Source organism: Acinetobacter sp. ANC_7511, from assembly GCF_056779975.1.
Map to the genome: position 1 here is coordinate 147,754 of NZ_JBWYIY010000001.1, position 23,108 is coordinate 170,861.

The 23,108-nt window shown below is 37.4% G+C and carries 24 protein-coding genes; 14 read left to right on the forward strand and 10 right to left on the reverse strand.

Annotation, left to right across the window (positions count from 1 at the left end):
* Positions 1-67: 67 nt before the first annotated feature.
* Complete coding sequence (locus AC1M9L_RS00820; protein WP_092766355.1) at positions 68-721, forward strand: TetR/AcrR family transcriptional regulator; 654 nt, start codon at positions 68-70, stop codon at positions 719-721.
* A 118-nt stretch (positions 722-839) separates the two neighbouring features.
* On the forward strand, positions 840-1,760 hold the full coding sequence (gene argF / locus AC1M9L_RS00825; protein WP_092766356.1) for an ornithine carbamoyltransferase: 921 nt from the start codon (positions 840-842) through the stop codon (positions 1,758-1,760).
* Between the two features lie 49 nt (positions 1,761-1,809).
* Here argF and AC1M9L_RS00830 read toward each other — a convergent pair whose 3' ends face one another.
* The 8 genes from AC1M9L_RS00830 to rpiA form a co-directional block, all read right to left on the reverse strand.
* Complete coding sequence (locus tag AC1M9L_RS00830; protein WP_092766357.1) at positions 1,810-3,102, reverse strand: MFS transporter; 1,293 nt, start codon at positions 3,100-3,102, stop codon at positions 1,810-1,812.
* A gap of 215 nt (positions 3,103-3,317) precedes the next feature.
* Positions 3,318-3,671, reverse strand: a complete 354-nt coding sequence (locus AC1M9L_RS00835) for a YnfA family protein (RefSeq protein ID WP_481591047.1) — start codon at positions 3,669-3,671, stop codon at positions 3,318-3,320.
* A gap of 61 nt (positions 3,672-3,732) precedes the next feature.
* Positions 3,733-6,009: an ATP-dependent Clp protease ATP-binding subunit ClpA gene (clpA, locus tag AC1M9L_RS00840; RefSeq protein WP_481591048.1), complete on the reverse strand. Its 2,277-nt coding sequence runs from the start codon at positions 6,007-6,009 to the stop codon at positions 3,733-3,735.
* 9 nt (positions 6,010-6,018) lie between these two features.
* Positions 6,019-6,432 carry an ATP-dependent Clp protease adapter ClpS gene (clpS, locus tag AC1M9L_RS00845; RefSeq protein ID WP_035263688.1) on the reverse strand — a complete coding sequence of 138 codons (414 nt, stop codon included), beginning with the start codon at positions 6,430-6,432 and terminating at the stop codon, positions 6,019-6,021.
* A 16-nt stretch (positions 6,433-6,448) separates the two neighbouring features.
* On the reverse strand, positions 6,449-7,198 hold the full coding sequence (locus AC1M9L_RS00850; protein WP_481591049.1) for a DUF6776 family protein: 750 nt from the start codon (positions 7,196-7,198) through the stop codon (positions 6,449-6,451).
* Between the two features lie 76 nt (positions 7,199-7,274).
* Positions 7,275-8,324: an N-acetyl-gamma-glutamyl-phosphate reductase gene (argC, locus tag AC1M9L_RS00855; RefSeq protein WP_481589944.1), complete on the reverse strand. Its 1,050-nt coding sequence runs from the start codon at positions 8,322-8,324 to the stop codon at positions 7,275-7,277.
* 649 nt (positions 8,325-8,973) lie between these two features.
* On the reverse strand, positions 8,974-9,657 hold the full coding sequence (locus AC1M9L_RS00860; protein ID WP_481591050.1) for a M48 family metallopeptidase: 684 nt from the start codon (positions 9,655-9,657) through the stop codon (positions 8,974-8,976).
* 112 nt (positions 9,658-9,769) lie between these two features.
* A complete protein-coding gene (gene rpiA, locus AC1M9L_RS00865) occupies positions 9,770-10,441 on the reverse strand; it encodes a ribose-5-phosphate isomerase RpiA (protein WP_481591051.1) in 672 nt (223 codons plus the stop codon).
* Positions 10,442-10,545: 104 nt separating this feature from the next.
* Here rpiA and ilvA point away from each other — a divergent pair, with 104 nt between their 5' ends.
* The 4 genes from ilvA (at position 10,546) to AC1M9L_RS00885 (ending at position 14,659) form a co-directional block, all read left to right on the forward strand.
* Positions 10,546-12,084, forward strand: a complete 1,539-nt coding sequence (gene ilvA, locus AC1M9L_RS00870; RefSeq protein WP_481591052.1) for a threonine ammonia-lyase, biosynthetic — start codon at positions 10,546-10,548, stop codon at positions 12,082-12,084.
* Between the two features lie 114 nt (positions 12,085-12,198).
* Positions 12,199-12,546: a hypothetical protein gene (locus AC1M9L_RS00875; protein ID WP_481591053.1), complete on the forward strand. Its 348-nt coding sequence runs from the start codon at positions 12,199-12,201 to the stop codon at positions 12,544-12,546.
* Between the two features lie 107 nt (positions 12,547-12,653).
* Positions 12,654-13,310 (forward strand): potassium channel family protein, encoded by a 657-nt coding sequence (locus AC1M9L_RS00880; RefSeq protein ID WP_481591054.1) that lies wholly within the window; start codon positions 12,654-12,656, stop codon positions 13,308-13,310.
* Complete coding sequence (locus tag AC1M9L_RS00885; RefSeq protein ID WP_035263851.1) at positions 13,310-14,659, forward strand: TrkH family potassium uptake protein; 1,350 nt, start codon at positions 13,310-13,312, stop codon at positions 14,657-14,659. Before AC1M9L_RS00880 ends, AC1M9L_RS00885 begins: the two co-directional genes overlap by 1 nt.
* Positions 14,660-14,900: 241 nt before the next feature.
* Here the strand turns inward: AC1M9L_RS00885 and AC1M9L_RS00890 are convergent, their stop codons facing one another.
* Positions 14,901-15,224, reverse strand: coding sequence for a hypothetical protein (locus tag AC1M9L_RS00890; RefSeq protein WP_481591055.1), 324 nt, complete (start codon positions 15,222-15,224; stop codon positions 14,901-14,903).
* Between the two features lie 186 nt (positions 15,225-15,410).
* Here AC1M9L_RS00890 and AC1M9L_RS00895 point away from each other — a divergent pair, with 186 nt between their 5' ends.
* The 5 genes from AC1M9L_RS00895 (at position 15,411) to AC1M9L_RS00915 (ending at position 19,043) form a co-directional block, all read left to right on the forward strand.
* Positions 15,411-16,310 carry a LysR substrate-binding domain-containing protein gene (locus tag AC1M9L_RS00895; protein WP_035263702.1) on the forward strand — a complete coding sequence of 300 codons (900 nt, stop codon included), beginning with the start codon at positions 15,411-15,413 and terminating at the stop codon, positions 16,308-16,310.
* 85 nt (positions 16,311-16,395) lie between these two features.
* The gene (trmA, locus tag AC1M9L_RS00900) at positions 16,396-17,481 is read left to right on the forward strand and encodes a tRNA (uridine(54)-C5)-methyltransferase TrmA (RefSeq protein ID WP_481591056.1); all 1,086 of its coding nucleotides are present in this window, start codon (positions 16,396-16,398) and stop codon (positions 17,479-17,481) included.
* Between the two features lie 242 nt (positions 17,482-17,723).
* A complete protein-coding gene (locus tag AC1M9L_RS00905; RefSeq protein ID WP_035263705.1) occupies positions 17,724-17,957 on the forward strand; it encodes a hypothetical protein in 234 nt (77 codons plus the stop codon).
* 114 nt (positions 17,958-18,071) lie between these two features.
* Entirely contained in the window at positions 18,072-18,308 is a 237-nt protein-coding gene (locus AC1M9L_RS00910; protein WP_035263707.1) for a hypothetical protein, read from the forward strand.
* A 147-nt stretch (positions 18,309-18,455) separates the two neighbouring features.
* Positions 18,456-19,043 carry a lecithin retinol acyltransferase family protein gene (locus tag AC1M9L_RS00915; protein WP_481591057.1) on the forward strand — a complete coding sequence of 196 codons (588 nt, stop codon included), beginning with the start codon at positions 18,456-18,458 and terminating at the stop codon, positions 19,041-19,043.
* Between the two features lie 218 nt (positions 19,044-19,261).
* On the opposite strand, the gene AC1M9L_RS00920 is transcribed toward AC1M9L_RS00915, so the two are convergent.
* Entirely contained in the window at positions 19,262-20,983 is a 1,722-nt protein-coding gene (locus tag AC1M9L_RS00920; RefSeq protein ID WP_481591058.1) for a glutamine--tRNA ligase/YqeY domain fusion protein, read from the reverse strand.
* A 165-nt stretch (positions 20,984-21,148) separates the two neighbouring features.
* Between AC1M9L_RS00920 and AC1M9L_RS00925 the strand changes: the two genes are divergently transcribed.
* The 3 genes from AC1M9L_RS00925 to AC1M9L_RS00935 all read left to right on the forward strand — a co-directional run bounded on the left by AC1M9L_RS00925 (position 21,149) and on the right by AC1M9L_RS00935 (position 23,062).
* Positions 21,149-21,658 carry a peptidylprolyl isomerase gene (locus AC1M9L_RS00925; RefSeq protein ID WP_481591059.1) on the forward strand — a complete coding sequence of 170 codons (510 nt, stop codon included), beginning with the start codon at positions 21,149-21,151 and terminating at the stop codon, positions 21,656-21,658.
* 117 nt (positions 21,659-21,775) lie between these two features.
* A complete protein-coding gene (locus AC1M9L_RS00930) occupies positions 21,776-22,507 on the forward strand; it encodes a UDP-2,3-diacylglucosamine diphosphatase (protein WP_035263713.1) in 732 nt (243 codons plus the stop codon).
* Positions 22,508-22,642: 135 nt separating this feature from the next.
* A complete protein-coding gene (locus tag AC1M9L_RS00935; protein WP_035263715.1) occupies positions 22,643-23,062 on the forward strand; it encodes a hypothetical protein in 420 nt (139 codons plus the stop codon).
* Positions 23,063-23,108 lie beyond the last annotated feature (46 nt).

Genomic DNA, 23,108 nt, shown 5'->3' on the forward strand with positions numbered 1-23,108 from the left:
GTCAGGCGTTAAGTGCTTTAATTTGTTATACTCCATCTTCAATTTCATTTTTCGCTATTGTTACTGCATGCAACATCCATTTCCGCATATTGAAACTTCTGGTTGTGATATGCCCCATACTCGCCGTGGTCAAGAACGACGTTTAGCATTATTGCTAAGCGCCAATACGCTATTCTTGGAACGTGGCTACGATGCTGTGTCTTTGGATGATATTGTTCAACATGCTGGAGGCTCCAAAGCATCTATTTATAAATATTTTGGCGGCAAAGAAGGCCTTTTTACTGCTATATGTGATTATCGACGTGAACTCTTTTTTAAAGATATCTGTGTTGCATATGATCCAGATCATGGCGATTTTAGATCTTATCTGATACATACACTACTTAACTTTCATCGCCACATTAAAAAAGAAGATCATACTGCCTTTATGCGCCTCGTGATTGAGCAATCCCAAAAAAATCCAGAACTTGCTCTTTATTTGCACGAAAAAGGCCCTAAACATATCCAGTTAGCGATCGCAAATGCATTAGAAAATGCGCATAAACTTGGTGTGTTAAAATGTGAAAATCCTTTATTTTCTGCTCAATTATATTTTGGAATCTTAAGAAATTTAGAATGGAAAATTTTAATGGGGATACCAGTACTTGAAACCGATCAAGAAACCATCGAATACATCAGCTATTCTGTCGATCGCTTCCTAGATGGGCACCAAAAAGTCTAGTTTTTTTGCAATTCTCTTTACATATAGTATATTAGTCGATTCTCGTTTTTTTTCATCAACCAACAATTATTGGTCGTCTCATTCACTATTTTGACGAAACAATGATTGTGGAGTAACCATGGCTCTACGACATTTTCTTACTTTACGTGACCTTTCAACTGCAGAATTAAATCGCATTATTGATCGTGCTATAGAATTAAAACGCATGCAGCATAATCATGAAGTCTACCAACCCTTTGTTGGTAAAGTAATGGGAATGATTTTTGAAAAATCGAGCACACGTACCCGTGTTTCTTTTGAAGCTGGTATGACCCAATTTGGTGGTAGCGCAATTTTCCTCTCGTCCCGGGATACGCAATTAGGTCGCGGCGAACCGATTGAAGATTCAGCTCGCGTTATTTCAAGCATGCTTGATATTGTGATGATTCGTACTTTTGGCCACGATATTGTCACACGTTTTGCAGAATATTCTAAAGTCCCAGTTATTAATGCACTGACCGATGATCACCACCCTTGCCAATTGCTTGCTGATGTTCAAACATTCGTAGAACACCGTGGCGCTATCCAAGGCAAAACCGTTGCGTGGATTGGTGATGGTAATAATATGTGTAACTCATATATCGAAGCTGCACATATGTGGGGCTTTAAACTTAAGATTGCATCACCAAAAGGTTATGAACCAAAACCTGAATTTCTCTCTGAATTCGCGCACTGCGCCGAAGTTGTAGACTCTGCTGAAGATGCTGCAGTGAATGCCGACCTTATCGTTACTGATGTTTGGGCCAGCATGGGACAAGAAGAAGAGCAAAAAATTCGTGAAAAAGCTTTTGCTGATTTTCAAGTCAATGAACGTCTAATGGATCTTGCTCATCCAGACTGTTTATTTATGCACTGTTTACCTGCCCATCGCGGTGAAGAAATTTCAGAAAATATGCTCGATCACAAAAATGCTGTGGTATGGGATGAAGCTGAAAACCGCCTTCACGCTCAAAAAGCACTTGTTGAGTTCCTCATCAATGAAAGCTTAAAAAAAGATTAATTTCATCCACTAAAAAAGCACCCTCGGGTGCTTTTTTATTTTCTAAATCTTAATGATCATCTTTTAAATATTTAGGTTCTTTGGGAAGTTGCCAACTACAAAAGAAACATACGATTAAAATAATGATCACGTAAATAAAAAATGAATTTTCAATTCCTGCGGCCTTAAACTGCAAGGCAACAGAAGGTGCAGAACCACCAAATACGGCATTACCTATCGCATAAGAGAAACCTACACCCAACGCACGAACATGCGGAGGGAACATTTCAGCTTTTACAATACCGCCAATAGAGGTATACAAACTAAGCAATAGCATCAGGAAAATCAGTAGCATCGCTACAATGAATGGAGTTTCGCTGAAATATCTCATCCCAATTGCCATGACTGGATAGATAAATATAGCCATCAGACCACTAAATAACAGCATAGAATTTCTGCGACCAATACGATCTGACAATGCACCAAAGAATGGTTGCGCCACCATGAGTACAAAAATGCAGGCTGTCATCATCAACCCTACCGTTTTAGGATCTATTCCAATATTGGTAAGGTAAGTTTTTGAGTAAACTGTAATCACATAGAAACTAAGAGAGCCTGCTGAAGTATAACCAACTACCAAAAGGAAAGTTTTCCAGTGATTTTTAAAAAGCTCACGAAGTGTACCAGAATCTTCTTTATCACTTTCATCACTGGATAAAGTCTCTTCTAATCTACTTCTCGCTAATAAAGATAAAATTGCTGCAACACCACCAATAATAAATGGAATTCGCCATCCCCCATCATAAAGCTGCTGTTCAGACATAAAAGCTAAGAATATTACACCCAATAAACTTGCAAGGAGTTGACCACCCGTGAGCGTTACGTATTGAAATGATGAAAAAAAGCCACGTTGACCTTTTAAACCCAATTCACTCATATAAGTCGCCACAGCACCATATTCACCACCAACGGATAAGCCTTGAAGCAATCGAACCATTAATAATAAAAACGGTGCAGCCATACCCACTTGCTCATACGTTGGTAACGCTGCAAACATGAAAGAACTTATAGCCATCAATATAATTGAGATGACCATTGATTTTTTTCGACCGTGTTTATCTGCAATTCGACCAAAAAGCCAACTACCGATGGGTCGCATAAAAAAGCTTGCTGCAAATACACCCCACACATAGATGGCTTGGGTAGAACTATCCATATCTGGCGCAGTTAAAGCTTGGGTAAAATATACAGCGAATACTGCATAAATATAAAAATCGAACCATTCAACTAAATTACCTGAAGCTGCACCAATAATTCCTTTGATACGGCTGGTTTTTTCTTGCTTGGAATATGTTGTAGACAAATGAAAAATCCTTATTCTAATTACATCGTTTGTTGTCGAATAATGATGAAACTCTGAAGTATTTCAAAATTATAGGCGGAAAATATATGCCTATTTCATGCCAATTTAAAAAGCCTTTATGTAAATTTTATTAAATAGGCTTCTAAATTTTTCTCAAAAATATTCAAAGTCGATTTATTATTAATTTAATTAAATAGACTTTCTCCTATAACAACTCACCGAATTAAGCCTTGTGGCTGTAAAATGATAATCAGCGCCCCGAAAATAACCACTCCGCCACCAATGATATCCCATTTAGTAAGATCCATTTGATCCACAAACTTTAACCACAACAATGCCGAACAAATATAAATACCTCCATATGCAGCATATATTCGACCTGATGCTGCTGGATGCAAAGTCAATAACCACACAAAAGCAGCGAGTGCGACAAAAGTGGGTAGCCACAACCAATGCGCACGCCCTTGATTTAGGATCAAATATGGAAAGTAACACCCTAATATTTCCATCAGTGCAGTCAGAAAAAATAAAGCTGTCGTAGATATTACTTTTGTAACTTGTATGTCCATACTTTCACCCAAAAATTAAAGCCCGTTTAAATAAACGGGCTTTAATACAATTAATAACACACTATGCTGGTTCAGCTGCAGAATCTTCAAATACTTCCAACTTTAATCCAACAGCTTTGCCATCTTCTTTTTTAACTGTTACTGCTACATTACCGCCGTTTTCAGCCAGCTCACCAAATAAAATCATTTCAGCAAGCGGCTTTTTCAAATGCTCTTGAATCAAACGCTGCATTGGACGAGCACCCATCAGACGATCATAACCATTTTCACTTAACCAATCTCGTGCAGACTGATCTACTTCTACAACAACTTTTTTGTCATCAAGTTGAGCTTGAAGTTCTGTAAGGAATTTATCTACTACAGAATCGATTACTGTCGTAGGTAGAGCTTTAAATTGAATAACCCCATCTAAGCGGTTTCTAAACTCTGGTGTAAATGCCTTCTTCATTGCTTCCTGATTATCACGACTATTATCTTGCTCTGTAAAACCAATACTTGTACGGGAAATACTTTCAGCGCCAATATTCGTTGTTAACACTATAATGACATTTCTGAAGTCTGACTTACGACCATTATTATCAGTTAATGAACCATGATCCATGACTTGCAGCAATAAATTAAACACATCAGGATGTGCCTTTTCAATCTCATCCAATAACAATACACAATGTGGATTTTTATGTATTGCGTCAGTCAGTAAGCCACCTTGATCAAAACCAACATAACCTGGAGGTGCACCAATTAAACGTGAAACCGCATGGCGTTCCATATATTCAGACATATCAAATCTGACTAGTTCAACACCGAGTAGTTTTGCAAGTTGTTTTGTTACCTCAGTTTTACCTACACCAGTAGGTCCTGCAAATACAAAACTACCAACTGGCTTATCTGGTGCTTTAAGCCCAGCTCGTGACAATTTAATTGCAGAGGATAATGCGGTAATCGCCTCATCTTGACCAAATACAACTCGTTTAAGATCACGCTCTAAGTGCTCAAGTACAGATTTATCATCTTTAGACACAGTTTTAGGTGGAATTCGTGCAATTTTCGAAACAATATCTTCAATATTTTCAACTGTAATCAAAGTGTTATCTTGATCAGCTCTCAAACGTCGTTGTGCCCCTGCTTCATCTATTACGTCAATCGCTTTATCTGGGAGGAAGCGATCATTGATAAATTTAGCCGATAACTCAACTGCAGAAACAAGAGCTGCATCATCATATTGAACTTTATGAAATTCTTCAAATTTAGACTTGAGTCCACGAAGAATATCAATTGTTTCATTAATTGATGGCTCATTAACATCAATTTTTTGGAAACGGCGTGATAATGCATGATCTTTTTCAAAAACTTGACGATATTCTTGAAACGTTGTTGAGCCAATGCAACGTAAAGTACCATTTGCCAATGCAGGTTTGATTAAATTCGATGCATCCATAGTGCTACCCATACTTGAGCCTGCACCAATGATCATATGAATTTCATCAATAAACAAAATTGCTTCGGGCTTCTTCTTTAGGGCATTTAACAATTGCTTTAATCGTTTCTCAAAGTCACCACGGTATTTTGTACCTGCAACAAGTGCACCGATATCTAAACTATAGATTTCCGCATTCAGCAGTGGCTTTGGTGCTTTATTGTTAACAATCAGCCAAGCCAAACCTTCTGCTATGGATGTTTTACCCACACCTGGATCACCCACCAAAAGCGGATTGTTTTTACGACGTCGACATAGAATTTGAGCTGCACGCTCAATTTCTTTTTCACGACCAATCAAAGGATCGGTTTTACCCTTTAAAGCTTCTGCATTGAGATTTAGGGTATAAAGTTCTAATGGACCTGCATTTGCTGAGGCTGAGTTTTCACCATCTAAGTCATCCGTTTCTTCTTCAGCTGGAACATCTTCCTTACGCGCACCGTGTGAAAGATATTGAGTTAAAGTAAGACGATTGATTTGGTGGCGTTTTAGCAAATAAACCGCAAATGAATCTCTTTCTGAGTACATTGCAACCAGTACATCTGCACCTTCAACTGTCCGATCTCCACCACTAGACTGAACATGGAAAATTGCACGTTGCAATATACGATCAAAGCTTTCTGTAGGATGAGGCGCTTGCTCAGCATTATCGCCTAATTTAGGCGTATGTTGCTCTACATACTCTTCAAGTTCTTTACGCAAACTGACAATTTCTGCACCGCAGGCTTTTAGTGCATTCACGGCAGAATCATTATCTAAAAGTGCGAGTAACAAATGTTCAACTGTAAGAAACTCATGTCTCTTTTGACGAGCCATGCTAACAGCCAAACGCAGTGATACTTCTAATTGACGACTGAGCATGTGATCCCCTTATTCTTGTGGCTCGATCTGGCAAAGCAATGGATGACTTTGAGAGCGCGCATAATTGTTGACTTGATTCGCCTTGGTTTCAGCAATGTCTCTAGGATAGACACCTGCGATACCTTTCCCTTGATAATGTACTGTTAGCATTACTTCGGTAGCTTGGTCAAGATTCAATGCAAAGTATTGTTGTAAAATTTCAATTACAAAATCCATTGGCGTGTAATCATCATTCAACAATACCACATTGTATAAGGGAGGTCGCTTAAATTGCGGTGGTGCTGTTGCTACAGCTAAATCGCCATCGGCTTCATCATTTTGTGCATCACTCAATCGTGGATTGAAGTGCCAATCCACCAATCCAGATTGTTGAAATGATAATTTAATGTCATTGAGACATTTATGACGTTTATTACTTCGCATAGCACTCTATAATCTATTATTGAGAATTTGCCGCAGCTTGCGGTACTTCAGCTGCAAATGCAGCAGTTGATTCGATTGCTTCACCACGTTGCCAACTAAAGCGCTTGGTTTGAGCACTTGAGCCTTTTACACGGATTTCAATAAATTGGGGCGTAAAGCCTTTTGGCATCGTCCAACGACCAGTTAATCGCTGATAATGGTCGAAATTGAATGATTTTTCTGAAATTGGAACAACCAAGACTTCCGTACCTTGAATTAATCTGATTTCAATTTCACCAGATGCTTTACGTTTATTCGAACTGACTTGAACTAAATCAACCTGATATTCATATACATTTTCTGGAAGCGACTTAACAGCTAAATTTTGCACTGTTAAACTTAATCCACCACGTTGTCTCAGCACTTCTCGGAAAATCGCACTCTGACCTTCAATTTGAAGTTTTTCAGCGTTGGCTTGATTTAATGCAGCATACATATCATTTGAGTTAGTTACAGCAACATCACGTTCTTGAACTGAGGTATTTAATTTCTTATTCAGCTCAGATAATTCTTTTTTTTGTTTTTCGACAACTTCAACCAATTGTTCCGCGTCAGCATCATAACCAACTACAGTTAGACCTTGACGATGACCAACCGTATAGCCCAGAAGTAAACTGCCTGCACATAAGATGATTCCACCCGCCATAAGGGGTTTATTCGATTGAAAAAAACCGATATTTTTTTCATCTTTATGCTGTGACGTATTATTTGATTCTGAGTTTTGCATCGTCATCTCTAATTTATAAAATCAAAACACACATTTAACTGCAAAGTTAAATGTGTGTGAAGTCAAAAAAGGTTTTTTATGGTAATAAACCAATCACGTTAAGGCCTGCATTTTCCGCAAATCCAAACATTAAATTCATGTTTTGAACAGCTTGTCCTGCTGCACCTTTCACCAAGTTATCTTGGGCAACTAAAATGACTAACTTTGTTGGTTGTGGTTTATACAACGCAATACGTAAATCATTTGATCCACGAACAGAACGAGTTTCTGGTGAACTTCCTGCCGGCATAACATCAACAAACTGCTCGTTTTGGTAGAACTGTTCGTAAATTACTTGCAAATCGGCTTGCTGACCTGCTTCTGTTAAGTCGATATATATTGTAGATAACATGCCACGAATCATCGGCACCAAATGCGGAACAAAAAGGATATTGTCAAATACACCTTTCTGTCCCGATATATTTTCAAGCGCTTCAACAATTTCAGGATGATGGCGATGCCCTGCAACACCGTAGGCTTTGAAGTTATCAGCATTTTCAGTATAGATCATGCCTAAACTTGCTTTGCGTCCAGCTCCAGATACACCAGATTTTGCATCAATAATAATACTTTCAGGTTTTACCAATACTTCTGAAGATCTCAGTACAGGCGCCAAACCAATTTGAACTGTCGTTGGATAACAACCAGGATTACCAATCACTTGAGCTTGTTTAATTTTTTCACGATTGAGCTCAGAAAGCCCATACACTGAATTTTTAAGTAGATCTGGACAAGCATGCTCCATACCGTACCATTTTTCAAATTGCGCTAAATCCTGCAAACGAAAGTCAGCGGCTAAATCGATTACTTTTGTATTCGCTGCTACTAATTCTTCAGCGTGTTTCATCGCTACACCATGTGGTGTCGCAAAAAACACAACATCGCAAGACTTTAATAAATCTAAGCTTAAATCTGAAAACTCTAGATCGGTATGACCACGTAAACTTGGAAACATATCATCGACACGACGACCAGCCTCAGTACGAGAAGTCAGTGCTTTCACTTGAACATTTGGGTGTCGCAGCAAAAGACGCAAAAGTTCAACGCCTGTATATCCTGTACCACCAACAATACCAACTGAAATCACGATATCTACCTCTAAATGACTGTATTCGTTACAGGCAGTAGTATGACAGGAACTTGTGACTTTCTGAACCCTTTCATATGGGAATGCTGTTATTTTATAAGTTTAATAATTTAGATGGTTCTGTTAAGCATCTAATAAAGTCTATCATGTGACTTCTTTGATTTACCTGCCAACTCAAATAGCATAAATACAGTGCAAATATAAACCCTGGGAGAGCAAGAAATACGATCGGATCCTGTTTCACAACAAAAGGAGTTACTCCCCATACCGAACATAACCCTCCACTCACGGAAAGCAATTTAGAAATCTTTTTTTTTGATTTATCTATAAAATTGCCATGATCAATAATATCAACCACGCTATAGCCCCGCCAAAAAGCGATAAATAGTTTGTCCAATGAAAGTGAATAGGATTACTCGGGTTCAGTAGAATATACATGAGGATGCTATAAAGCATTAAAGCAGGTACAGACAAAATTAGAATCAAAAAAACACACACCAATTCGTCTTATGAGCATATTAGAGACAAACTAACCAAACAGAGCAATCATGATAGCCAAAATTTAGAATACCAGTCGCCAGATCAGACTAATTGACTAGCGCTAAACAATTGATTTTTTAATATCGACAAAGCAATCCCAGCATAATAATTAATTATGCATCCACCAATGTGGCAACGGCGTTATTTTTAATTTTTTTCGGTTAAGTTTAAAATCTGGATCATACTTCGCCACTTCCGCCCAAAACTGAGCACTATGATCAAAATGCTTTGTATGTGCTAATTCATGCACACAAACATAGCGTGTTATTTCCTGAGGAAAAAGCACCAAAGCACTATTCAACATAATGTCATGACGTGCTGTACAACTTCCCCACCGCGTTTTTGGCTGACGAATCTTACAGCCATGATAAGCTAAACCACACTGATCAGATACTTGAGCCAGATATACAGGCAGATGCTGTTTAGCATAATCAATAACAAAGGCTTTTAAATATTGTTGAGGCTGACGATCACTCACACTCAGCTCATTCATCACTGAATCAAACTTATAGTTTAATTTCTGCTGAATATATTGAATTTTAATAGAATTTTCTAAATTAAATAACTGTAAAGATAAAGGTAAAACGCGATCAATCTGTTGAATTTTACTTTGTTGTGCCTGCCAAGTTTGAACGATCCAAGCTTCTGAATCTTGAACAAACTGTTGTATTTGTTTATGGGTACAAAACCATGGCGCAGTCACACGAATTGACGTTCCATCTATACGTAGACGTAGTCTTTTCGATCGAATACTTTTGGTGATTTCAATATCAGGAAGGTCGGATAAAGTCATTGTTATTCTTTAATTATTAAATCCCCATCTCCCCCTTTAAGAAAGGGGGAAGAAAAGCCCCTCTATTTAAAAAGAGGGAGTTTAGGGAGACTAGCTCGTCAAGGAGTTAAAATTAAATCGCTGTACGCTCTTCAATACCGTTGTTGGTCGCAACAATCGCAATGTCTGCTTTATTCAAAGCAAAGATACCGTTGCATACCACACCAGGGATATCATTCAATGTTTTTTCAAGCTCAAGTGCATTTAAGATATTTAAGTTATGCACGTCTAAAATCACGTTACCATTGTCGGTCACTACACCTTCACGGTACGCTGGGTCGCCACCTAAAGAGACAATTTTACGAGCAACAGCAGAACGTGCCATTGGAATCACTTCAACAGGAAGTGGAAAATCACGCCCCAACTGATCTACCCATTTAGAATCATCTACGATACAGACGAATTTTTTTGCAATCGATGCCACGATTTTTTCACGTGTCAATGCCGCACCACCACCTTTGATCATGTGCATATGACGATCAATCTCATCTGCACCATCTACATATGCATCAAGACCACCCACTGAGTTCATATCTACCACTTCAATACCCAGCTTCTTCAAACGCTGCGCAGTCGCTTCCGAACTTGCAACTGCAGCTTCTAATTGAAGTTCAGGAAGTAAATCAATCAAAAAGTTAACAGTACTGCCTGTGCCTACGCCTAAAATGCCCCCTTTCGGTAAGTGTTTTAAAGCTGCTTGTGCTGCTGCTTGTTTTTTCTCATCTTGGGTTGCATATAGACTCATGACTTCACTCAACTAATTTGGACTTTTGCAGTTATTTTAAACCGCTAAGCCTTATGGTTTGTTACAATAAGCGCCTATTTTAAACTGTTAGATGGAAAATTAACATGCTGTCTCGTTTGGTTCGACAAATTTTACAAGCAACGGTATACGACGTTGCTATCGAAACCCCACTCGAAGCGGCACCACGAATTAGTGAACGTCTTAACAATAATATTCGTTTTAAACGTGAAGACCTACAACCCGTATTCTCCTTCAAACTCCGCGGTGCCTATAACAGAATCAGCCAACTTCCTAAAGCTCAACTAGAACGAGGTGTCATTACCGCTTCTGCTGGTAACCATGCTCAAGGTGTAGCACTCTCAGGAAAAAAATTAGGAATTCGCGCGATTATTGTGATGCCTAAGACAACACCAGACATTAAAGTCCAAGCTGTAAAGCGTTTGGGTGGTGAAGTCGTACTTCATGGTGATTCTTTTGACATCGCAAATAAATACGCAATTCAACGTGCGCAAGAAGAAGGAATGACTTTTATTCCGCCTTATGACGATGAACTCGTTATGGCTGGTCAAGGTACAATTGCCAATGAAATTTTACGTCAATGGCGAGATGTGGATTATGTATTTGTTGCCGTTGGTGGTGGAGGTTTGATTGCAGGTGTTGCTGCTTACCTTGGTGATGTAGCACCGCATGTCAAAGTTATTCCTGTGGAATATGACGAGTCAGCTTGTTTAAAAGCTGCTTTAGAAGCAAATGAACGTGTGATTCTTCCTTCAGTTGGTTTATTCGCCGATGGTACAGCCGTGGCGCAAATCGGTGAAAAACCTTTTGAAGTGATTCGTCTGCAAAAATCTGACAATTCAGGTCCAATCGTAGAACCAGAAGTTGTTCTTGTGAATACTGATGAAATATGCGCAGCAATTAAAGACACCTATGATGAATGCCGTAGTATTGTTGAGCCCTCAGGTGCGATGGCACTTGCTGGTATAAAAAAATATGTGGCTGAGCACGGCTTAGAAGGTAAAAACATCGTTTCAATTGTATGCGGTGCAAATATGAACTTTGACCGTTTACGTTATATTGCAGAACGAACTGAATTAGGTGAACGTAAAGAAGCTATTTTTGCCGTCACGATTCCTGAACAAAAAGGTGCATTCCTCAATTTCTGTCGTGCCCTTCAAGGTCGAAATATTACTGAATTCAACTACCGTGCAAGTAGTGCGACTGCAGCGCAGGTATTTGTTGGAATTAGTTTAAAAAGCGGCGAAAAAGAACGTCAAGAAATATTCGAGACATTAAAGTTTCAGTACGATGTGGATGACTTATCTGATGATGAAGTTGCCAAATTACATATTCGCTACCTGATCGGTGGTCATGCTGATATTGAAAATGAACGTTTATTCCGCGTTGAATTTCCTGAACGTCCAGGTGCATTATTAACATTCTTGGAACGTCTTGGTCCAATGCATAACATTACCCTGTTCCATTATCGTAATCATGGTGCGGCTGAAGGTCGTGTATTGGTTGGACTCGAAGCTGAAGATGCACAACAAAACCCTGATGGTTTAGTTGAAACATTAGAAAGTATCAATTATCCATACCAAGAAATTACCAATAATCTTGGTTATCAACGTTTCCTCAAATAAAATCAATACAGCCTGTCATTTTGACAGGCTTTTTTAATTCAATAATTGATATACAATTAAAATCGAAAGATAGAAAAAACGATCACTTTAAAATTTTAGATATTAAGATAAATCATGCAAATATGGTTCAGTTTTGTAGTAATTCCTTTTCTCATGTGGATCATCTTTTCCGCAATTCTGTTTATTTCGAAATATCTATATCCTGAAGTTACCACCGTAAGCAAATTCCTCGAAGTTTTTATTTTTTTAGGTTATGCAGCACTACCCTATATCATGTTGGGATTAGCACCTATTTATCGTTATCGTATGACGTTGATATATATGATGGCAATTGTGCTCATGACAAGTTTCGTTCATGCTAACTTTATGATCGATCATATTCATTTAACTTATATTTACTTAGCACTTTCATGGACATTGATTTCAATTACGATTTACTATTTTTATAGTGATCACAAATAATCCTCAACAAATGAATTGAATCAACTCAGATCAACAAGATAAACTCAATCGAAGCGAAATTAAAATCAAATCATTACTTTCTGATCTTTAAAATTTTAGGATATTCAATGGCGCTATTTGCAGTAATTGGCTTAGGCAGCTTTGGTGGTACAGTTGCATTAGAACTCACTCAATTAAAACATGATGTGATTGGAATCGATACTGAAAAAAAATACGTTGAAAATATCTCTGATAACATCAGTCATGCTGTCATCGCCGATGCCACAGATGAACATGTACTTCGAGAACTGAATGTACAGAATTGCGATGCCGTCGTTGTCGCAATTGGAGAAGATATTGAAGCCAGTATTCTATGTGTCCTCAACCTCAAAAATTTAGGCGTAGAAAAAATCCTAGTAAAAGCAAAATCGAAAGCCCATCATATGATTTTGACGCATCTCGGTATTGGTCAAATTATTCATCCAGAAGAGGACATGGGGATTCGCGTTGCACAATCATTAAGCTATCCAATGGTCAGACGCTATATGGCGTTGAATGATGACCGTTATATTGTCAAAGTGGAAGTGAGTGAAAAACTACAAGGTGTAGAATTTAAAGATATCATGGAGCACAGCGACGGCGTACAAACATTACTATTACAACGTGGCACACATGTAATTTATGACATCGCACCTGGTACATTGCTGCAAAAAAATGACATTTTAATTATTGAAGGTCCTGTCAATCTTCTACGTAAACTCTCATCGAGATTTATTTCGAAATGATGAAATTTTATGATCAATTGATCAATAAAAAAACGCAAAGTATTAATTTGAGTCCACCAAGTTTGCTTGCTTTGGGCTTTCTCAGTTTTATTATCATTGGAACATTACTGCTAAAACTTCCCTTTGCACACGAAGGAAATGTCTCTTGGCTAGAAGCTTTATTTACCGCCACGTCTGCTGTGACAATTACGGGACTTTCTGTGGTCAATATTGGCGAGGCATATACGACTTTTGGTCAATTCATCATTATGCTACTCATCCAATGTGGTGGCTTAGGATTCATGACTTTCGCAATTTTGGCTGCTTTGAGCCTTTCCACTAAACTTGGTTTAAAGCAACAAGTGATGGCTCAAGAAACAATTGGTCAAACCAGTTTAGCAAGGGCCTCGTTCACTGTTAAAGCCGTCTTATTGTATTCTCTATTTTTCGAAGGGATTGGAACATTCATCCTGACATTTACGTGGCTTCAATACTACGATTTTAGTGATGCCCTGTTTTATGCAGCCTTTTACAGTATCTCAGCATTTAATAATGGTGGTTTCTCTCTTTTTCCAGACAGTTTAATGAGTTTTTCAGGCCAATATGCTGTAACTCTGACCATCAGCATGTTGTATATCATTGGTGGAATAGGTTTTGTGGTACTTATGGATATCAAACGCGCTCATAAGTGGAAAAAACTCTCAACCAACAGCAAACTGATTCTTTCTACTATCGCGGGACTCAATCTATTTGCCTTTATTATGATTTGGTGTTTAGAAGCAAATAATCCATTGACCCTCGCCCCAATGTCAATTGGAGACCAAGCATTAAATGCTTGGTTTCATGCCACAGTACCACGATCCTCTGGATTTAATAGTATTGATATGGCCAGTATGAGTGATCCAGCAACCTTGGTGACTATGCTATTAATGTTTATTGGAGGCGGATCTTTAAGTACTGCTGGTGGTATTAAAGTAGGTACATTTATTATTGTTGTATTGAGTGTGATCACGTTTTTGAGACGAGCTGACGAAGTCACTGTTTTTAAACACTCGATTCCCGCAACGGTCACCTATAAAGCTCTTGCGGTCATTAGCATAACTGCTATGCTCATTTTCATTGGTTTCTTTACGCTGTTAATTTTAGAGCCTAATAAACGTTTTCTAGATTTACTATTTGAAGCTGTTTCCGCGGCTTGTACAGTCGGATTATCTAGAGGTATTACTTCAGAATTACAACCTGCAAGTTTATATATGCTCATGATACTGATGTTTGCGGGTCGTCTCGGTCCTTTGACATTAGCATATTTAATTGCAACCCCTAAAAAAAGCAGGTTGAGTCATCCTAATGCTGAAATCCAAGTGGGTTAGATAGAATTCACTTGGATCTAAGGTGAAGTTGATCGATAAAACACGAACCAATCCAAAAGTAGATCAGATGTTTATAGCCATAAGTGCATTTTATAATAGCCGTGATTTCTTTATGCAAAGCATTGAACTTATCATGAATTAACACAAACTTAGAACTTTGCAATCAATATCAAAATACAATGAAATTAAAAGACTCAAGGAAACCCCAAGTCTTTTCACCATATGCGTGTGATTAAAAAAATTATGATTGGAAACCAATATAACGATTGAGGTTTTCGACACCCAATGCAACTTTATAAATTTTAAACTGAGGTAAATCAGAACGTGTAATCTCAGTAAACACATCCGAGTTTTCATCATCTGCATGAATTTCATCTACTGTGCGAGGCATAGTTGCTTCAAATTCATCCGAAATAAATTCAAATCCCAAGTCCATGGCAACAAACAATGTATGCTCACAAGGTTGAATATATTGCTCTTCATTCCAGTCGATAACAGCATGTTGACAATGCGGGCACTGTACATTTTCTTGAGGATCTTGAAGTTCAATTGTTGTATAAGCCATGTCAACCTTAAGTATTACGCGCTATAAAACATAAGTTTAACCATTGCTTTTAGATTTTTAAATAGCCCTGTTTATTCATTACTACATATAACAACCTTAGATTTTTGAGAAAACACAGCAACTCAATTGACTATTCAGAACAATAATGTATTTTTTAACAAAACGTCGCATATATGGAATGAATCCATGCTTTCAGATTTAGATGATTTTTATTGCTTTGCCCTTGTTGTCGAACATGGTGGTTTTAGCGCTGCCGAACGAGCAACCGACATTCCCAAATCAAAATTGAGTCGACGTGTTTATAATTTAGAAGAAAATCTCGGTGTAAGGCTTATTCAACGTAGTTCACGTCATTTTGCTGTCACTGATATTGGAATGAACATTTATCGCCATGCGCAAGTAATGATGAATGCTGCCCAATCTGCTCATGATTTGGTAGATCATTTAAGTGAACAACCAAGAGGCTTAATTCGTGTCAGTTTACCCGTATCAATTGCCCAGCATGAAATGACCAAAATACTGCCAAATTTCCTTAAGCAGTATCCTGAAATCAAAGTTCAATTGATGGTTACTAATCGACGTGTCGATATCATCAATGAAGGAATTGATTTAGCGCTTCGTGTTCGCTCAAGTTTGGATGATGACCCAAGTTTGGTCATTCGAAAATTTGAAAATATTGAACAACATCTTTTCGCCAGCCAGGCTTATCTCAATGAATTTGGATCTATCAAAAAACCTGAAGAACTCTCAAATCATCGAATATTAAGTATGGTTGATGAACATACTGATCAACAACTCGTACTACATGATTCAAACAACAAATCGATTAAAGTCAAAGTGAGTCCAGTCGTGATGGGCTCTGACTTACTTATGCTTGCACAACTTGCAAGTGACAATTGTGGGGTAGCATTACTCCCAGACAGTATTGTTGAAGATTATATTAAAGATGGGCGTCTTGTTAAGGTTCTGCCTAACTGGAATGCACCACACGGTATTTTTCATGTGGTTTACCCTTCTCGCCGTGGTTTATTACCAGCTGTACGAGTGTTCATCGACTACTTAGTTGAGCACCTCACCAAAAGATAGTCACAACAGCATAAAGATTTAGAAGAATGTTGGCTTATTATTTGCTACCATTCACTCTGCTTTGTGCTAGTTTTTTTTAGATTTTATGACTTCTATTTATCAACAACAACTTGATGCAAAAATTGAACGTATCCGCAATCAATTTGCTGAATATCAACCACCTGAACTAGAAGTTTTTTCATCTCCTGAAAAACATTTCCGTATGCGAGCTGAGTTCCGTATTTGGCATACAGAAGATGATATGTTTTATGCCATGTTTGAACGCGCGGAAGATGGTATTCAAAAGAAAGTTGTACGTGTTGATGAGTTTCCAATCGCGGATAAATCTATTAATGATTTAATGCCAATTCTCCTGTTTGAACTAAAATCAAATGCAGTGCTCTCTAAGCGTCTGTTTGAAGTACATTTTCTTTCTACGTTGAACGGTGAAATGCTGGTTTCATTGATTTATCGTTGTCCGCTTGATCAAGACTGGGAACAACTAGCAAAAAATTTATCTTCAAAACTCAATATTAAGATTATTGGTCGCAGCCGTGGTCAAAAAATTGTATTGACGGATGAATATGTAGTTGAAGAATTACAAGTATTTGACCGTAAATTCAAATATAAGCAAATTGAAAGTAGCTTCACGCAACCAAATGCGCAAGTTTGTCAAAAAATGCTGGAGTGGGCATGTAATGCAGCTCAAACTAGTGATAAAGATCTTTTAGAGCTTTATTGCGGTAATGGTAATTTTACCCTTCCATTATCGCTAAAGTTTAATCGCGTTCTAGCAACAGAACTGGCTAAATCATCAGTTTATGCAGCGCAATGGAATATTGAGCAAAATCAAATTAATAATATTCAAGTTGCTCGCCTTTCAGCTGAAGATTTTACCTTAGCATTCAATGCAGAACGTGAGTTTAGACGTTTACAAGAAGCCAATATTGATATTCAAAGTTATGACTTCGATACTGTATTTGTAGATCCACCTCGTGCAGGCATTGATGATGATACCTTGAAGCTGCTTCAACGCTTTAACCGTATTATTTATATTTCATGCAATCCAGATACTTTGCACGACAATTTAAAGATGTTATCGGAAACTCATAAAATCACTAAATTTGCGCTGTTCGATCAATTTCCTTATACCCACCATGTCGAGTCAGGCGTTCTTTTAGAGAAAATTTAAACAATTTATTTCTTACTAAATGGACAGTTCTTACACTGTCCATTTTTTATGCTTTTTGAATTTCACTTAAAAATCATATGAATAAAGAAAAATTTAATTTTTCAATGTCATAATTTCGTTAAACTTTAGGTTTATCATCGAAATATTTATTTTAAAATGTGCCTTAAATCACGATTACAAACTTGCATTAAATTTCAAATCGACTATATTTCGACCTATCTTTGGTTGCAAATGAAGGCTCTATGAGTTTTTGGCAAAAGCTGTTTTCATCAGATTCGCAGCAGAACGAGCATAAAAATCAAATTGCTTGTGTTGAAAATGATTGTTCATGTAAGACTAACGATCAGTTGATCGAGGCTTTACAAAAGGCATCAGATGAAGATGTAATCCGCGGAATCAAAAAAGTTCTTATTTCGCGTGGCTATTCAAAAAAAGATCTTACTGATTTATTGAGTAACAAAATCACCCTTCAGTAAAGAAAAAAAGCACTGCATAGACAGTGCTTTTTTTATGATAAATTTTCTGTTCAATTTAAAAATGTTCAATTAAGATAAGCTCATAGGATAATTAAAAATACATTTGGGGATTCAATGAAAAATATTCTATTCATTATTTTAGGGGCGACTTTCATATCGCTTAGTGGTTGTAATAAGCTACCTTCAGCATGTGAGGAAGTTTGGGGCAACATTGAAAAATTAGCGAAAGAGAGCGGTATTCCTCAAACTGCCATAGATCGTCAAAAAAACGAGTTTGAAGAGCAAATTAAACAGCTTCCTAAAGAAGATGCAATTAAAAATTGTGAAGCACAAAATGCTTTCTTCTCATAACTTCATTTGAGTTGAATAAAAAATTTAGGCACCTTTTTTAGAGTGCTTATATTGTATTTATACCTCATTATTTATTTCCAATTCGGTTATACTGTGGACTCTCTTTCAATAAATGTACATCTGTAAAGTTATTGGAATATTTTATAAATGCGGCATAAACACGTCAAAACATTCCCTCTTGGTGCTCACTTAATTGTTAAGCATTTTGGTTATTCACATCATGGTATTTATGTTGGTAAGGGTCGTGTTATTCATTATTCAGGTTTTGCTCATCTCTTTAAAAAACATCCGATCGAAATTACATCTCTGCAAAAATTTGCACATGGCAAAAAAATTACGATTCGGCATTATAGCACCCCCAAATATTCAGGTCGTGCTGTCGTAAGACGAATGCGCTCTCGAATGCATGAAAATAACTATCATCTCATTATTAATAATTGTGAACACTTATGTTCTTGGGCGATCACGGGCATCGAAAGTAGCCCACAAGTCATCAAAATGATGAATAGACTCACCACTATTGGTTATATCAGCTCACTCATGAGCTACTTAAATAGTCTTCTTTTAACTTTAGCAACCACCTGTTTTGCTTTGGTATTTTATATTAAAAAAAAGTTAAATGATCAGCGCAAACTGAAAGGCCCTGTGTATATCGCTTTACAGCAACATCAGAAACTAAATCAAAAAAAAGCCCCGCTTAAGCAGGGTTTCGAGGAAAACAAAGTTTCAAATTAACCTTTCGGTTGAATTAAATATGCGCTTGAAAATCCAAATAGTCAAATATATATTTGAAATATAATGTTATTTTAGTTTTTATTTATAACTTATTAAATTATTCTTAAATACTCACCTTTATCTAATCATGTGAATTTAATCACAAAAATTATTTATTAACCTAAATTTGAATAAAAAAAAGCCTGAATCAATCAGGCTTTTTTTGATATTACCAAACTTTATTTTGCAGGCTTAAAACTATCTTTTAAATCCAAAATACGGTTAAAGACAGGTTTTTCAACAATATGATCAAATTGATCAGCGACAAAATAACCTTCACGTTCGAATTGGAATCGATCTTCAGGTTTCGCTTGAGCTAAAGCAGGCTCAATTACCGCTTGAACAATTTTTAGAGAATCTGGATTTAAATTCGCTAAGAAATCATCGTCCGCATCAGGTGCGGCTTCAGTAAATAGACGATCATAAATACGAACTTCAGCAGGAATCCCTTTATTTGCAGATACCCAATGAATAACACCTTTGACTTTACGACCTTCTGGATTCTTACCTAAAGTATGCGGATCGATAGAGCATTTAAGTTCAACAACTTCGCCATTTTCATCCTTAATCACTTCATCACATTTAATCACATAAGCATGACGTAAACGGACTTCACCACCAGGAATTAAGCGTTTAAACCCTTTAGGCGGCTCTTCCTCAAAATCTTTACGATCAATATACAATTCAGAAGTCAGTGGAATTACACGATCACCCATATCAACATTTGGATGGCGTGCGTGTGTTAAATCCATATCCTCTGGAAGGTTGGTCAATGTCACTTTAAGAGGATTCAATACCGCCATACCACGTGCAGCAGTATTTTCTAATGATTGTCGAATGCAGAATTCAAGCATTGCAACATCGACAATACCATCAGTTTTAGATACGCCCACACGCTTACAGAAATCACGTAAGCCTTCTGGAGTAAAGCCACGACGACGCATTCCCACGACTGTAGGCATACGTGGATCATTCCAACCATTGACGTAACCACCTTCGACCAGCTTACGTAATTTACGTTTTGAGGTGATGGTGTAATCAACATTCAAACGGCTTGATTCGTACTGGCGTGGAACTGCTGGAGAATTTACCTTAGCGACAACCCAATCATAGAACGGGCGATGGTCTTGGAATTCAAGCGTACATAACGAGTGCGTAATGCCTTCAATCGCATCAGACAAAGGATGAGCATAGTCATACATTGGATAGATTTTCCACGTATCGCCTGTTTGATGATGCTCAGAATGTAAAACACGGTAAAGAATTGGATCACGCATATGTACGTTCGGTGATGCCATATCAATCTTGGCACGAAGTACTGCTTGGCCTTCTCCAAGCTCACCATTACGCATTTGTTCAAAACGTGCTAAGTTTTCTTCAACCGTTGCATCACGTTGCGGAGAATTTTTACCTGGTTCTACAAAATTTCCACGATTCAGCTTAATTTCTTCAGGAGATTGCAAATCGACATATGCATCACCTTGTTTAATTAATTGAATCGCCCATTGATACAATTGATCAAAGTAACTTGATGCGTAGCGTGGTTCACCATTCCAGTCGAAACCGAGCCATTTAACATCGTTCGCAATACCATCTACATATTCTTGTTCTTCTGCATCTGGATTTGTATCGTCAAAACGAAGATTACATAAACCAGAAAATTCTTCTGCAATACCAAAATTCAGGCAAATCGCTTTAACATGTCCAATGTGTAAATAACCATTAGGCTCTGGTGGAAAGCGCGTCACGACTTTATCTGTACGCCCTGCTGCAAGATCTTCTGTAATTACTTGACGTACAAAGTCTAAGCCCGGTTGTTGTTCTTGCTGCGCAGCATCGACTGATGGATTGTTAGTCGTCGGGGTATTTGGCAGGGATGAAACAACATCATTCGGCTTCATAGTTGATAAATCACTTCTATAAGATAAAATAGGATAATTAAAACGCTATCTTCATATTATTAACAAAGAAAATAACGTTTTTGCTTGCCTTGTAGTTTACAGTTTGCTTATGCTTCTCTCAACCACAAACCCATGGCTTTTTGTCCATGATCAGGAGATTATAGAATGAGTTTTCCTCAAGTCGAATTAAACACCAATAAAGGACGTATTGTTCTAGAGCTTAACTCTGAAAAAGCACCTAAAACTGTTGCTAACTTTTTAGAGTACGTTCGTGATGGTTTTTATGATGGCGTAATTTTCCACCGTGTAATTGACGGTTTCATGATCCAAGGCGGTGGCATGGATGAAAACTTCAAAGAAAAAGCAACTCGCGATTCTATTGAAAATGAAGCTGACAACGGTTTAAGCAATGACGAAGGTACGATTGCTATGGCACGTACTCAAGCTCCTCACTCAGCATCTGCACAATTCTTCATTAACGTGAAAAACAATGCTTTCCTTAACCATACGGGTAAAACAGCTCAAGGTTGGGGTTATGCAGTATTTGGTAAAGTTGTAGAAGGTATGGACGTTGTTAATGAAATCAAAAGTGTTCGCACTGGCAACCGTGGCTACCACGCTGACGTTCCACTAGAAAACGTTGTGATCGAATCTGCTAAAATTCTCTCTGAATAAGAAACCTACTCCCTAACTTATTAAGTTTTCAAGCACTGCTTTAAAACGAATATCATGTTCAAGGGATCGTTTCGCCATCTAAAGTTGATGGGGATGTAGGCAAATAAGGAATATTAAGTGACCTATCTGTTTATTTCAGATTTACACCTGTCACCTGAACACCCTCGACTCGTTCGAGGGTTTTTAGATTTATTAGATCATTATCAAGACCAGCAAACCCAACTCTATATTTTAGGTGATTGGTTTAATGCATGGATTGGTGATGACTATACAGCTCCTTGGCTCGATGAAATCGTTGAACGCTTAAAAAGATTTACTGCTCAGGGAAATCAAGTTTTATTTTCTGTCGGCAATCGTGATTTTGCGCTGAATCAAATTTTTTTAAATAAATTTGGTGGCATCTTATTGTCCGAAGTCTCTAACTTAAAAATAAATGACGTCCAAATTCGTATAGAACATGGTGATTCACTGTGTACAGACGATGTCGCCTATCAACGTTTTAAAAAAATAATCAGAAATCCACTCATCATTTGGATACTGCGGAATACCCCACTTTCTTTTCGTACTCAACTTGCAAATGGATTTAGAAAAAAAAGCCACGAATCAAAAGAATTTAAATCTTATGATGTCATGGATGTAAATCAAGATGCTGTCCACGATGCATTGAAAGAAGTTGATTTACTAATTCATGGTCATACGCATCGCCCTCAAATCCATATCTCTCAAGATAAAAGAAGAATTGTTTTAGGCGACTGGCGTTTGGATCAAGCTCAAATTTTGGAAATTAATCAATCGAAATTCTCTAAGCAGTCAATCAATGATCTGACACTGAAAACATGGTCTTATTAGTTCCTCTATTTTTATAATGATCTCATCAACCTTTAAATTGAAATTTCACTCAATGTTTGAATATTAATCAGTATGTTTTGCTTTAAGTTTTTTTGCATATGATAATAACGACTCAATTCAATTCGTGAGTTTGTCATGTCTAATTTCAGCAATATTACTGTTCAACACCATGAAGATGATAAAGTGTCATTATTAATCGATGGTAAAGCAATCTCTGAACGTTATGATGTACGGCTAGATGCCACAATTATTGATGAACTCAAAAATCTTGCTGATGGCGCCGCATTGACAATCTTTGAACAATTTATATTTTCCCATCAAGATCTCAACTTTGAGCATTCATATCAATATGTGACTAACATCGTAAACCATAATAACGATTACGAATTGATCACCCACCTTGTCTACAAAATTAAGGCCGCAGACCAAGCACCGATCGAACATAATATCAGCAAGAATGGTCAACCTATGACTGAAGAAGATGTGCGCGCATTTATCAACCAACAAATTGCAATGTCATTAGAAAAATATACTGATTTAAAATATGCCTATTGATTTAAAGACAAGTCAGATTTTTCATATCATTTAGCATCAACTATAG

Bases quoted from the DNA above. Each gene is read 5' to 3' on its own strand.
- AC1M9L_RS00820 (WP_092766355.1), top strand. From the start codon at position 68: ATGCAACATCCATTTCCGCATATTGAAACTTCTGGTTGTGATATGCCC.
- argF (WP_092766356.1), top strand. From the start codon at position 840: ATGGCTCTACGACATTTTCTTACTTTACGTGACCTTTCAACTGCAGAA.
- AC1M9L_RS00835 (WP_481591047.1), bottom strand. From the start codon at position 3,671: ATGGACATACAAGTTACAAAAGTAATATCTACGACAGCTTTATTTTTT.
- clpA (WP_481591048.1), bottom strand. From the start codon at position 6,009: ATGCTCAGTCGTCAATTAGAAGTATCACTGCGTTTGGCTGTTAGCATG.
- clpS (WP_035263688.1), bottom strand. From the start codon at position 6,432: ATGCGAAGTAATAAACGTCATAAATGTCTCAATGACATTAAATTATCA.
- AC1M9L_RS00850 (WP_481591049.1), bottom strand. From the start codon at position 7,198: ATGCAAAACTCAGAATCAAATAATACGTCACAGCATAAAGATGAAAAA.
- AC1M9L_RS00860 (WP_481591050.1), bottom strand. From the start codon at position 9,657: ATGACTTTATCCGACCTTCCTGATATTGAAATCACCAAAAGTATTCGA.
- rpiA (WP_481591051.1), bottom strand. From the start codon at position 10,441: ATGAGTCTATATGCAACCCAAGATGAGAAAAAACAAGCAGCAGCACAA.
- ilvA (WP_481591052.1), top strand. From the start codon at position 10,546: ATGCTGTCTCGTTTGGTTCGACAAATTTTACAAGCAACGGTATACGAC.
- AC1M9L_RS00875 (WP_481591053.1), top strand. From the start codon at position 12,199: ATGCAAATATGGTTCAGTTTTGTAGTAATTCCTTTTCTCATGTGGATC.
- AC1M9L_RS00880 (WP_481591054.1), top strand. From the start codon at position 12,654: ATGGCGCTATTTGCAGTAATTGGCTTAGGCAGCTTTGGTGGTACAGTT.
- AC1M9L_RS00885 (WP_035263851.1), top strand. From the start codon at position 13,310: ATGAAATTTTATGATCAATTGATCAATAAAAAAACGCAAAGTATTAAT.
- AC1M9L_RS00890 (WP_481591055.1), bottom strand. From the start codon at position 15,224: ATGGCTTATACAACAATTGAACTTCAAGATCCTCAAGAAAATGTACAG.
- AC1M9L_RS00895 (WP_035263702.1), top strand. From the start codon at position 15,411: ATGCTTTCAGATTTAGATGATTTTTATTGCTTTGCCCTTGTTGTCGAA.
- trmA (WP_481591056.1), top strand. From the start codon at position 16,396: ATGACTTCTATTTATCAACAACAACTTGATGCAAAAATTGAACGTATC.
- AC1M9L_RS00905 (WP_035263705.1), top strand. From the start codon at position 17,724: ATGAGTTTTTGGCAAAAGCTGTTTTCATCAGATTCGCAGCAGAACGAG.
- AC1M9L_RS00910 (WP_035263707.1), top strand. From the start codon at position 18,072: ATGAAAAATATTCTATTCATTATTTTAGGGGCGACTTTCATATCGCTT.
- AC1M9L_RS00915 (WP_481591057.1), top strand. From the start codon at position 18,456: ATGCGGCATAAACACGTCAAAACATTCCCTCTTGGTGCTCACTTAATT.
- AC1M9L_RS00920 (WP_481591058.1), bottom strand. From the start codon at position 20,983: ATGAAGCCGAATGATGTTGTTTCATCCCTGCCAAATACCCCGACGACT.
- AC1M9L_RS00925 (WP_481591059.1), top strand. From the start codon at position 21,149: ATGAGTTTTCCTCAAGTCGAATTAAACACCAATAAAGGACGTATTGTT.
- AC1M9L_RS00935 (WP_035263715.1), top strand. From the start codon at position 22,643: ATGTCTAATTTCAGCAATATTACTGTTCAACACCATGAAGATGATAAA.